An 11,700-nucleotide genomic window follows, 5' to 3' on the forward strand; every position below is an offset into this window, starting at 1 on the left:
ATATTAAAGTGCACTTATGTAAGGGCATGATGTTCCAATGTTATCCTAAAATATAATAATTTATATATTCAGAATTGTCATTTTATTATTTTGAAAACCATTTGCACTTTTTGTCGAACGAATCGCGACAAACGCAAAAACCGCGAGAAAGCTGCCCCGCGGTTTCTTATTGTTATCGTTTCTATGACGTGAGATACATATATTGAAGCTTCTCCCGGTCTGCTTGCGTGAAGCCTAGCGCCTGCTCCCAATACTGCTCAAAGCTGCCGTAGCGCGCGTCGATCTCATCAAATGATGCCTGCAGGTAAGCCGGCCTTGCTTCCATGAGCGCTTGCGCCACTTCAGGTGTAAGTTTGCTCATAAACGGTGTATGCGACTGGCTTGCGCCTCTCAAATGTTCTTTGAAACGGTCGGCGAACAAATTCGTCAGCGCATAGTCATTCAGCACCGTGCTTCGCGGGACGCCCATCGCTTGCAGGATGACAGCAGACACAAAGCCCGTTCTGTCCTTGCCTGCCGCGCAATGGAATAAGGCAGGAGCCCCGCCGCCCTCGATCAGCTTTTGCAGGATTGTTGCCGTAAGCACTGTGTTGCTCACCATATGGCGGTTCATATCAACCAGCATCGATTCCGTTACGTCCGTCATCGCCGCCATCAGATCCGGGCTCGCTGTCGGCATAAAGGACAAGTTTTCATTCCGCTCGAATCCGATTTGCGGGCTCGGGCTAAGCGCGACCTCTTCGGCCGTGCGCAAATCGCAAATCCATTGAATGCCCAGCTCCTTCAGATAAGGCAGGTCGGTTTGCGACAAACGCGACAAGTCAGCCGACCGAAACAGCGTGCCCCATTTCACCCTTCTGCCGTCCTCGGTTACGTATCCGCCCATATCGCGGAAGTTTAGGGCACCCTCCAGCGGCAGCACCCGGTCCGTAACGGAAATGACCATGCTCTCGCTAAACTTGACATAATAGTATCCCCTTGCATTCGGCTGCGGGTCCTGGAACGTCCACTCGCTCCCCTGCGTCACAATCGCAATGAGATGCGACTCTGCTTCAATAAATTCGTTAGCTGCGCTTCTATAGATAGCAACCTTCTCAAGCTTGACCGGCGGATGCCATGAAATTTGAATTTGGTTTTCTCCCGTGCGCTCCATTTTTAATTCGATAGACTGTGCGATGATTTCCGTCTGCTGAAGATTCATCCTGGTTCTCTCCCTCATTGAGCACGCGCCCCGTTAGGCCCGCTTTCTCATTTTTAATTTTAGTCGGTTCGACACGATTTCCACGCTAAACACCATCAGAAAAATAACAAGTCCAACAAACAGCGCTTGGTCAAAATGGTAGCTTCGCATCGCATGCGACAGCTCAAATCCAATACCGCCTGCACCAACCGCGCCTAATATCGTCGATTCGGCAAGATCCCCCTCGAAACGCATGACGCACCAAGCAAGCAGCGCCGATAAGGCGCAGGGCAGCACCCCTTGAAGCACGATTTGCAGCCAGCTTGCCCCTGTTGAACGCATGGCCTCAATAACACCCTCATCTACCTCTTCAAGTGACTGAGTAAACACCTTAATCAGCCCGCCTATCGCATGCACCATGATTGCAAGCACCCCAGGCAGCGGCCCCATGCCGACCGCCACGATAAAGATCAGCGCCCAAATGAGCGTCGGAATGGCCCTCAGCAGTGAGGCAAAGCTGCGAATAAGCCAGCTAACCATTTTATTAGGCGCGATGTTGTTAGCTGCCAGAAAGGCGAGGAAGAACGCAATGACAATACCGATAACGGTGCCTAGTATAGCAACCTGTATCGATTCCACCGCCGCCAGCAGCACATGCTTCCACTGCGAGGCGTCTGGCGGAAACATGAGACCCACCGTCTTCGCAAACTTTCCGATGCCCGGGAGCAATCGGCTGTAATCGAGCTGCAGCTGAACAAGACTGAAAACAAAAAACAATGCGGCGAATATGCCGTACAGCTTCAGCGTCCGATTCCTCTTGGATCGAATGCGCTCCGCCGGCCTTGCTTCCTGCTTGGGCAATTCATCCGAACGTATCACAGTAGCCATTAAATAATCCGCTCCCTAATCCGATTCGTCATAAATTCCGTCACGAGTACAATCGCAAGAACAAGCAACACAGCCATACTTACCTCTTTATATTGGAACAGCTTAAGCCCGGACTGAATCGTAAAGCCTAATCCTCCTCCGCCTACCATGCCAACAATCGTGGACGCCCTAACGTTAATTTCAAGATTATAGAGCGACCAGCCTACAAAGCTTGGCAGAAACTGCGGCAGCACCGCTTGCGTCATCACCTGCGCATAGCTAGCTCCCGTTGCCCGCAGCGCCTCTACTTGCCCCATATCGATTTCCTCTAATGACTCCGCAAAGCAGCGCACCAGCATCCCGATTGACACAATAATGAGTGATAGCGTACCGACCAGCTTACCGAGACCGAAGGAAGCAACGAGCAGGATCGTCCATATAATGACGGGAATATTGCGAAACAAAGCTGAGAACGCACGGAGCCCGATTTGCAGGATGGGATGCGGCGACGTTGTCGCTGCGGCGAAAATAGACAGGAAACCCGCTACGACTGCGCCAATAACCATGGCCACAAAGCTCATGTAAATTGTATCTAATGCCGGCTCGATCAATCCCGGAAATGAAGCTGCTTCGGGCGGCATTAAATCGACGAACAAAAACCGCGCGCCATCGCCAAGTCCGCCCCAGAGCGCGCCAGGCGTGAAGTCCGTGCCAACCGCAGACCAAACGGTCAGCGCAGCCAAGAACAAGGCCATAATAATGAGTTGATTCCGCTTGCTGCGCCTTACCATCTGAAGCTGCTGTGCTTTCATGCTTATGCCGTCTCCTTCTGCTGCGAAATGATAGAATCTGCATGCATTGCGTTAAGTTTTTTATTCTGGTTGTAAATGAGATCAATCATGTCGTCAGTCAGCTGCTCTGGCGTGCCGTCAAACACCTTAGTCCCTTTATAAATGCCGATAATTCGGGTTGCGTACTTCTTGGCTACATCAACTTGATGCAGATTGCACACGCAGGCTATGCCGTCTTCTTTGCAAAAGGTATATAAGCTGTTCATGACGATATCCGACGCTGCAGGATCTAGGCTTGCTATCGGCTCATCCGCCAAAATCAGCTTCGGCTTCTGCGCGAGTGCTCTAGCGATCCCGACTCGCTGCTGCTGTCCGCCGCTAAGCTCGTCAGCCCGCTTATGCACTTGTTCGCCCAGCCCGACTCGTTCCAGCAAACGAGTCGCTTCCCGCACATCCGATTTTGCATACAGACCGAGCGCACCGCGCCAGCTGCTCATATAACCCAGCCTGCCGTGGAGGACATTGGTGAGAACAGACACACGCTCAACCAGGTTGAAGCCTTGAAAAATCATGCCCATTTCCCGGCGGATGCGCTGCAGCCTGCGGTTGCCCGCTCCGATTGTTTCTGCCCCTTGGAACAGCACCTTGCCTGAGGTCGGCTGAACCATCTGGTTCAAACATCGGAGCAGCGTACTCTTACCCGCACCGCTCGGCCCGATTACAACGATGAATTCGCCTGCCTCCACTTTCATATCAATACCGCTGAGCGCGGCTGTTCCGTCGGCGTACACCTTCTTCAAGTTTTCTACCTGCAGCAATGTCATTTCACTTATCCTCCCTCATCCTCGTTCAATTTCTATTTCAGCATTTCCTCAGGCGACATCTCGAGCATTTTCGCTACCTCGCGAACGCCGTCAAAGTCCGAATCCTCCGCAGGGAAGAAGCCGGCTGCTCCCATCGCTTTAAAATACTCTGGATGCTCCTTGCTATAGCCGAGCGCAAACTCACGCATTTTCTCTACAAGATCCTCCGGCAAACCATCACGGTAGGATAAGGCCCCGCCGCCCGCAATCTTGTCCGACTCGGCAATTACGCGTACATCTTCTTCCTTAATCAAGCCTGCATCCGCGATCATTTTGATACACTGGCTGCATGTTGCCGCTCCATCTGCATCGCCATTGGCAATGGCAAGAAGCGATTTGTCATGTCCACCCGAGAACGATACGTTGCTGAAGAAGGTTTCGATCTCGTCATTGGTAATGCCAAGCTTCTTCATCAATGTCGCGCGCGGATACAAATGTCCGGTCGTAGAAGCCGGATCGGCGAACAAGAAGCTCTTGCCCTTCAGATCCTCAACCGTTTTGGCCGGGGAATCCTTCGGCACAATGATTACGCTGGTTCCTTCGGAACCGGGACCATTATTCATCGCGGCGAGCAGCTTAGCGCCGCTTCTCTCTACCGCAATAATGTAGCCGAAGGGACCGAATGTCGTAACATCTATCTTTTTGGAGCGCATCGCTTCAATCATCATGTTGTAATCCTCGCCCTCGAACGTCTCTACCTTTATGCCGAGGTACTCGCCAAGGTCCTTTGCGAACTGATCTGCATTACGGGAGGATTCGCCGTCCTCCATCGGAAGATTACCGACTCGCAGCACTTCCGGCCATTTGGTTGACGCTGCCGCTTCCTCCGTGTTTGCCTTTCCATCCGCGCTTACGCTGCCGTTATCGGCGTTGTTCGATTTCTGACCGCACCCTGCAAGCACCAACATTACCGCTGTTATTACAAGAGCCATTTGTACACCTGTTTTCTTTAGCACCGTATAGCCTCCTATATTTCTATTGAATATTCATCTGGTACGCAACTAGAATACAAGTTGAATGTCAATGCAATGTTCGCGTATTTTTGAGATATTGTTAAATTCGAAATCATATTGCGGACTGGAAAGCGGGACTGTTAAGATGGGGTTAACCAAATGAAAAGCAATTATGAACGTGAAAGGAAATAGAGCCATGACATCACAAACGCTCATGAATACGGCCTATACGACGCTTCGCGAGAGAATAGTGGGCGGCAGCCTAATGCCCGGAACGCTCTTATCCGAAAATGAATTGGCGGAAGAGCTGCAAATGAGCCGCACGCCTGTCCGCAATGCTATCACCCATCTTGAATCGGAGGGTTTTGTCGTCTCGCTCAAAAACCGCGGCGTGCTGGTGAAGGAAATCAGCGGTAAAGAAATGCTTGATATGTATGAAGCGATGATGTCGCTGCTCGTCTACGCCATTGACATAAAGACAGAAAGAAACAGCAGCATAGACATGGCAAAGCTGGAGGAATGCTTGGAGCGTCAGTTCAAAGCGGAGCAGGAAGACGATTATTTCACTTATATCCAAAACACATTTTTGTTTAACCGTATCATCGTATCATCCATCAACAACCATGCGATGATGTCTATTATGGACATGTACGTGGATAAAATGGCCATGGCCTCTTACATCAACTACAAAATGACGCCCCATATCAAGCATTATTCGGCCAATATGCTGAACAAATCGATATACGACGCCTTGAAGGCCGGCAATGACGAAGAAGCCCGGCGCATAGCGAAGGGCGCTTACGTGTATGCGCGCAGCCGCATGTTCGATAACGGGCGGTTCTAGCGGCAAAATCAACAAGCGTAAACGGCTGACGCCGTCCTTGCGGCAAAAGCTCGTTTCGCGGTGAAATATAAGCATCGTATAAGATTGAAATTTATACTCTCTTATATTTTAAAAAAAGGCTTCGCCCCAGCGGATGGAATACCGCTGGCGGCGAAGCCTTTTTTGTTGCAAGCAATGACTATTTCAAGAAGCCAAGCAGCATCTCACGGATAACCTTAGCCGCTACGATCTGCGTTTGCTCTGTCGGATCATAGGCCGGCGCAACCTCAACGAGGTCAAAGCCGACGATGTTCACGCCGGAGCGAGCGATGGCATGCACCGATTCGATAAGCTCTTTCGATGTGATGCCGCCCGCTTCCGCCGTACCTGTACCAGGAGCCGCGGATGGATCGAGCACATCAATATCGATAGTCAAATAAACCGGGCGGCCCTCAAGCTCTGGAAGCACCTTTTTCAATGGCTCCAAAACCTCAAACGGGTGGAAGTTGATGTTCTCGCGCGCATACTGCCATTCCTCACGGGAGCCCGAACGGATACCAAATTGGTAGATGTTCTGTCCGCCCATTAGTCCAGCTGCTTTACGCAGCGGCGTGGAGTGAGACAACGGCTCGCCTTCATACGACTCGCGCAAATCAGCATGAGCGTCGAAGTGAATGATCGCAAGATCAGGGTACTTCTTGTACACCTCTTGGAAAATCGGCCAAGACACCAAATGCTCGCCGCCGAGTCCAACAGGGATTTTGCCATCGTCCAGAACGCCGCGAACGAATTCGCCGATGATTTCCAGACTGCGCGCTGCATTGCCGAAAGGTAGCAGCAAATCGCCAGCATCGAAATATTCAATATCTTCGAGGCTGCGATCTAAGTAAGGGCTGTATTCTTCAAGTCCGATCGATACCTCACGGATGCGAGGTGGACCGAAACGGGAGCCCGGACGAAAGCTAACCGTGAAATCCATCGGCATGCCGTAGATAACCGCTTTGGAAGCTTCATAATTGTCTGAACTCAGAATGAAGACATTACCCGAATATTTTTGATCCAATTTCATGAGGATTGTCCTCTCCTTCTATCGCGTAGCCGCTTGTTACTTGATTAGATCTTCAACGAATTTAGGCAGCACGAATGCGGCTTTGTGAAGACGCGGCGTGTAGTATTTCGTATCGATTTCCGGAATCGCCGTTTCGTCAACAGCTGTCGGATCGTATTTTTTGCTGCCCATCGTGAACGTCCATAGACCGCTCGGGTAAGTTGGAATGTTCGCACCGTAAACACGAACGATCGGGAATACTTCCTTCACGTCTTTATTTACGCTTTGGATGAGGTCAGCCTTGAACCAAGGGTTGTCCGTTTGCGCAACGAAAATGCCATCTTCCTTCAAGGACTCATAAATGCCTTGGTAGAAACCTTTTGTAAAGAGGTTGGCAGCAGGGCCTACCGGCTCTGTGGAATCAACCATAATTACGTCATACGTATTTTTATGATCATGAATATGCATAAAGCCGTCGTTTACAAGCACTTCAACGCGAGGGTTGTCGAGCTCGCCAGCGATGGATGGCAAATATTTTTTGGAGTACTCAATTACTTTACCATCGATGTCGACTAGAACTGCCTTCTTCACCTTAGGGTGTTTCATAACTTCGCGAATGACGCCGCCGTCTCCGCCGCCTACTACAAGCACGTACTCCGGATTCGGATGCGTGAAAAGAACGGGATGCGCAACCATCTCGTGGTAAACGAACTCATCCTTAACCGTGGTCATAACCATGCCGTCAAGCACAAGCATCGTTCCGAACTCTTCGGTTTCGATCATATCAAGCTGTTGAAAATCCGTTTGTTCATTAACATAAGTTTTAGTAATCTTCGCCGTAATGCCGAAGCTGTCTGTTTGTTTTTCCGTATACCACAATTCCATGTCGTAAAATCCCTTCTTTCCTTCAATCGTTCAACCTGTATTATAGTAAAATTATACCCCTACTACAAGTGTTCAATAGCGACTATCATGTTAATGTATTTTGAAGGGTTTTTCCATATATCCATTGATTTTTCCGTGATGATTATATCCTCAGTAGCATAACACCTGCGCTTCGCATTTATCCTTCGGAATTGCATCGTCATTTCTTTGTCTGCCGAAAAACTACCTATTTCAACAGCAGCACACAAATATTTAGGCAATCGCCCACGATTCTTGAATAGTAAGTTCCCTGTTTTTCCATACTAAGGAAAAGCGAGATTTGCACGGAAGGGAGCCCGCTCCATGAAAAAATCATCCAACCGGCAGGGCAAGCTGCGTCGCCGCCCTGTTCTTCCTTATATAACCGAGAGGTTCCTTCCCCATGTTCTGAAAATGAAAAGATGGCTCCGCTGGTCCATTGCGGCATTCACCTTATTCATTCTAATCATGGCAGGCACGCTCATTTATTTGCGCACGCAGTCTCTGCCTGTCACCGCTATCAGCCAAACATCGCAGATGATTGATTTACAGGGTAATGTCATTGACACCTTTCACGCTGGAGAGAACCGGCGTTCCGTACAGCTCCCCGACATCTCGCATTACCTCATTGAAGCGACCTTAGCGATTGAGGACCGGCGGTTTTACGACCATCGCGGCTTTGATATGAAGGGCATGGCGCGCGCCGTCATGGTGAACGTTCAAAGCTTATCCGCACGGCAAGGCGCGAGTACGCTCACGCAGCAGCTGGCGCGCAACCTTTATTTGACGCATGAGCGAACCTGGCAGCGCAAAATGAAGGAAGCGATGTACACCGTGCAGCTCGAGATGAGCTACTCCAAGGACGAGATCCTCGGCATGTATTTAAATCAAATTTATTACGGACATGGCTCTTATGGCATTGAAGCCGCAGCCATGATGTATTTCAATAAACATGCCTCTGAGCTCTCGCTGGCGGAAAGCGCGATGCTGGCAGGCATTCCGAAGGGGCCCAAGTATTATTCCCCCTACCTGAATATGAAAAACGCGAAGGACCGTCAGCTTACGATTTTGCAAGCCATGCTTGAAGGCGGCTCGATTACATCCGAGCAAGCAGACGCGGCCTATGCGGAGGTGTTGGACTTCCAAACGCTTGGGTCCGGCTCGCAAGAGGGCTTTGCACCATATTTCCGCGATTATATCCGGTACGTTGCCGTGGACAAGCTGGGCATCGATGAGCATTTGCTCAACGAGGGCGGCATTACGATCTATACGACGCTGGATCCGGAAGCACAAGCAACGGCCGAGGAGGTCATTGCGGAAGGGATCCCGGAGAGCTCGGAGCAGCAAGCGGCGCTTATCGCCATCGATCCGCGCAACGGGTATATCAAAGCGATGGTCGGCGGCAGAAATTACAAACAAAATCAATACAACCGTGTATTTGCCAAAACGCGCCAGCCCGGCTCCTCCTTTAAGCCATTCCTGTATTTAACGGCTTTGCAAAGCGGCTTCATGTCACCGGTAACCCGGTATAAGAGCGAGCCGACCGTATTTACCTATGACGAAGGCCGCAAAACCTACGAGCCTCGTAACTATGGCGATAAATACTTGAATGAGCTCATTGACATGCGGAAGGCGCTGGCAAGCTCGGATAACATCTATGCGGTCAACACCATCATGACCGTTGGCGCCGACAAAGTGATTGAGACCGCAAGGAAGCTCGGAATCGAAAGCCCAATGCAGCCTGTTCCCTCGCTAGCGCTTGGTACCTTCCCAGTCAGCCCGTTCGAAATGGCCTCTGCTTTCGGCACATTTGCGAGCGGCGGCATTCATGTCGAGCCGACCGCGATTATTCGTATCGAGGATCGAAAGGGACAGGTATTATATGAAGCGGAGCAGCATGCCGAGCAAGCCGTGACCGCTGCGGAAGCCTATGTCATGACCAGCTTAATGGAAAGCGTATTTGAAGAAGGCGGCACTGCATTTCGGGTATCTTCTATAATTAAGCGCCCGGTTGCAGGCAAAACAGGCACTACGCCAACCGATGCATGGCTGGTCGGCTATACACCTGAGCTCGCCACCGCCGTATGGGTAGGCTACGACAAGGATCGAAAGTTGACGGTTGCCGAAGCCTATCGCGCGGCACCCATCTTCGCTAAATTTACGGAACAGGCACTCGCTGCCGTACCGCCGAAGATTTTCCCCATCCCCGAGGGAGTCGTCAACGTATATATTGATCCTACAAGCGGTAAGCTCGCAGAAGGAAACTGCCCGAATAGGCGACTGGAGTCCTTCTTAAGCGGAACCGAACCAACCGAGGTATGCGGCGAGCCCGCTTCTGGCGATGATAGCAGTGATGACGGAAAGAACGGAACAAACGGGGCAGGCCGCCGCTCATGGTGGAGTGACTTGAAGCGTTGGTGGACAGACTAAAGAACAGCAGCCTTCGATTATATATCAAAGGCTGCTGCTCCTGCCGCCATTTCTGCCGTCATGACCTCTGCACATTTTTGTCCGTTTTATGATCAAAAAGTGAATTTTCTTTGAACAAAAGCATAATGTTGTGGTATAGTGAACATAAGAAAACACTTACAATTAACCGGGAGTGTTCAATATGACAACAAAAACAGCAACAATAAGCCACGTTCAGCATTCAAAATCAGATGTCAAGCGTCTTGTCAAAGCAATGACTGCGATCGCTTGGGTCGTTTTAGCCGTTGGCGTTTTTCTTAGCCTAATCAATTTAAGCCATTTCAGCGATCAAAATGTTGGACTTATGGTCGGCATCGGATTTCTAATCGGCAGCGTTCATATTTATGTTATCGGCACGGCAATCGGTCTCGTCCATGCTCGCCTAAACCAAGAACAGCCGCCGAACGATTCAAACCATCAATAACAGCAGATACTTCACGTATCAATGGAAAGCAAATAGAAAGCCCCGCTCGGTCAATACCGAGCGGGGCTTTCTATTTGCTTTAAATGGTACGAGCTTTCAAAGCGCAGCGTCATCGCTGGTTATGTATGGCATGAGACAAACAGCTGTAATTTGGGTAATGATAGGAAAGATTATTTCGTGCAGTGAGGTTCCTAAATGTAACAGTTGTCTAAGCCGTGAACTTTCTATTACAGAAAAAAGACGAATTATTGACGTAATTGTTAACCCCGCAGTTATTGCCTTGTAGATCTGCTATTGTAGTCGTAAGCAGTAATTTTGAGGAGTTGAACTGATGATGAGACCGTTTCTTCGTGTGCTGACACCCGTATTCATTATGCTAATGGCCGTTTTGCTTTCCGGCTGCGGCGAGCAATTTATTGTGCTCGATCCAAAGGGGCCAATCGGCGAGTCTCAGAAAGATTTGATTTATTTTTCAACCATTCTGTGCGCGGTTATTATCGTGCCTGTACTCATCCTGACAGCTGTCATCGTCTGGCGTTACCGTGATAAGCCAGGCAGCAAAGCTTCCTATAAACCAAACTGGGAGCACAGCACGAAGCTTGAAATTACATGGTGGAGCATTCCGATTGTTGCGATCCTCATCCTTGCAATCGTCACAGTTAAATACACCTATGCGCTGGAGCCGTCCAAACCGATTGAATCGGCTAAAGCGCCAATCACGATCCAAGTGACGTCACTAGATTGGAAATGGTTGTTCAAATATCCGGATGAGGATATAGCGACCGTCAATTATATTAAAATACCGGAAGATGTGCCGATTAAGTTTCAATTAACATCCGATACGGCCATGAATTCCTTCTGGGTACCACAGCTTGGCGGTCAAATTTATTCCATGTCGGGCATGGCAATGACGCTTTTCCTCCAAGCCGATGAACAAGGCAGCTATTACGGCTCCGGAGCGAACTTCACAGGCAAGGATTTTGCGCAAATGACGTTCAAGGTGGATGCCACCACCGAGGAAAATTATAAAGCATGGATTGACGAGGTTAAGGCAACGTCCCCTGCGCTTACTATGGAGGGCTTTGAGAAACTAACCGAACCAAGTGCCTCTGATGTGCAGCTGTTCTCCAGCTTCCCTAAAGGCCTATTCAATAAAGTGGTCACGCAGTATGTGAACGGCGGCGGCGGTGCTCATCAGCATCATGGCAGCACGGAGGCAGAATCTGCTGCAACCGCAGATGAGCAAGAAGCTCCGGCGGATACGACCGAGACGCATAATCATAATGCCAGTAACACTGATTCTACGGTTCATAACCATGCGGGCCATTAACCCGCTAACAAGCGAATGCTTAAGAAGCGAGTTTGTTCCACAAACTTTT

General features: G+C 49.9%; 11 protein-coding genes. 4 read left to right on the forward strand and 7 right to left on the reverse strand.

Features of this window, described 5'->3' with window-relative positions; translation table 11 throughout:
* Positions 1 to 181: 181 nt before the first annotated feature.
* The 5 genes from AC1DLI_RS27570 to AC1DLI_RS27590 are packed head-to-tail and all read right to left on the reverse strand — an operon-like array spanning position 182 to position 4,657.
* Positions 182 to 1,201, reverse strand: coding sequence for a tyrosine-protein phosphatase (locus AC1DLI_RS27570; RefSeq protein WP_477607862.1), 1,020 nt, complete (start codon positions 1,199 to 1,201; stop codon positions 182 to 184).
* A 33-nt stretch (positions 1,202 to 1,234) separates the two neighbouring features.
* A complete protein-coding gene (gene phnE, locus AC1DLI_RS27575; protein WP_477607864.1) occupies positions 1,235 to 2,068 on the reverse strand; it encodes a phosphonate ABC transporter, permease protein PhnE in 834 nt (277 codons plus the stop codon).
* Positions 2,068 to 2,859 carry a phosphonate ABC transporter, permease protein PhnE gene (gene phnE, locus AC1DLI_RS27580; protein ID WP_477607866.1) on the reverse strand — a complete coding sequence of 264 codons (792 nt, stop codon included), beginning with the start codon at positions 2,857 to 2,859 and terminating at the stop codon, positions 2,068 to 2,070. The genes phnE (AC1DLI_RS27575) and phnE (AC1DLI_RS27580) overlap by 1 nt, the downstream gene beginning before the upstream one ends.
* 2 nt (positions 2,860 to 2,861) lie before the next feature.
* Positions 2,862 to 3,662 (reverse strand): phosphonate ABC transporter ATP-binding protein, encoded by an 801-nt coding sequence (gene phnC, locus AC1DLI_RS27585; RefSeq protein WP_477607868.1) that lies wholly within the window; start codon positions 3,660 to 3,662, stop codon positions 2,862 to 2,864.
* 32 nt (positions 3,663 to 3,694) lie between these two features.
* Positions 3,695 to 4,657 carry a phosphate/phosphite/phosphonate ABC transporter substrate-binding protein gene (locus AC1DLI_RS27590; RefSeq protein ID WP_477607870.1) on the reverse strand — a complete coding sequence of 321 codons (963 nt, stop codon included), beginning with the start codon at positions 4,655 to 4,657 and terminating at the stop codon, positions 3,695 to 3,697.
* Between the two features lie 193 nt (positions 4,658 to 4,850).
* On the opposite strand from AC1DLI_RS27590, the gene AC1DLI_RS27595 reads away from it, so the two are divergent.
* Positions 4,851 to 5,498: a GntR family transcriptional regulator gene (locus AC1DLI_RS27595; RefSeq protein ID WP_477607871.1), complete on the forward strand. Its 648-nt coding sequence runs from the start codon at positions 4,851 to 4,853 to the stop codon at positions 5,496 to 5,498.
* Between the two features lie 178 nt (positions 5,499 to 5,676).
* Here the strand turns inward: AC1DLI_RS27595 and speB are convergent, their stop codons facing one another.
* The gene (gene speB / locus AC1DLI_RS27600) at positions 5,677 to 6,546 is read right to left on the reverse strand and encodes an agmatinase (RefSeq protein ID WP_076271583.1); all 870 of its coding nucleotides are present in this window, start codon (positions 6,544 to 6,546) and stop codon (positions 5,677 to 5,679) included.
* A gap of 36 nt (positions 6,547 to 6,582) precedes the next feature.
* Complete coding sequence (speE, locus tag AC1DLI_RS27605; protein WP_053373276.1) at positions 6,583 to 7,410, reverse strand: polyamine aminopropyltransferase; 828 nt, start codon at positions 7,408 to 7,410, stop codon at positions 6,583 to 6,585.
* 342 nt (positions 7,411 to 7,752) lie between these two features.
* Between speE and AC1DLI_RS27610 the strand changes: the two genes are divergently transcribed.
* From AC1DLI_RS27610 to cyoA, 3 genes are all read left to right on the forward strand, one after another.
* Complete coding sequence (locus AC1DLI_RS27610) at positions 7,753 to 9,858, forward strand: transglycosylase domain-containing protein (protein ID WP_477607873.1); 2,106 nt, start codon at positions 7,753 to 7,755, stop codon at positions 9,856 to 9,858.
* Positions 9,859 to 10,039: 181 nt separating this feature from the next.
* On the forward strand, positions 10,040 to 10,321 hold the full coding sequence (locus tag AC1DLI_RS27615) for a hypothetical protein (RefSeq protein ID WP_477607875.1): 282 nt from the start codon (positions 10,040 to 10,042) through the stop codon (positions 10,319 to 10,321).
* A 331-nt stretch (positions 10,322 to 10,652) separates the two neighbouring features.
* Positions 10,653 to 11,651: a ubiquinol oxidase subunit II gene (cyoA, locus tag AC1DLI_RS27620; RefSeq protein ID WP_477607877.1), complete on the forward strand. Its 999-nt coding sequence runs from the start codon at positions 10,653 to 10,655 to the stop codon at positions 11,649 to 11,651.
* Positions 11,652 to 11,700: the final 49 nt, after the last annotated feature.

The sequence above is a fragment of the Paenibacillus sp. 01T443 genome, from assembly GCF_056398325.1.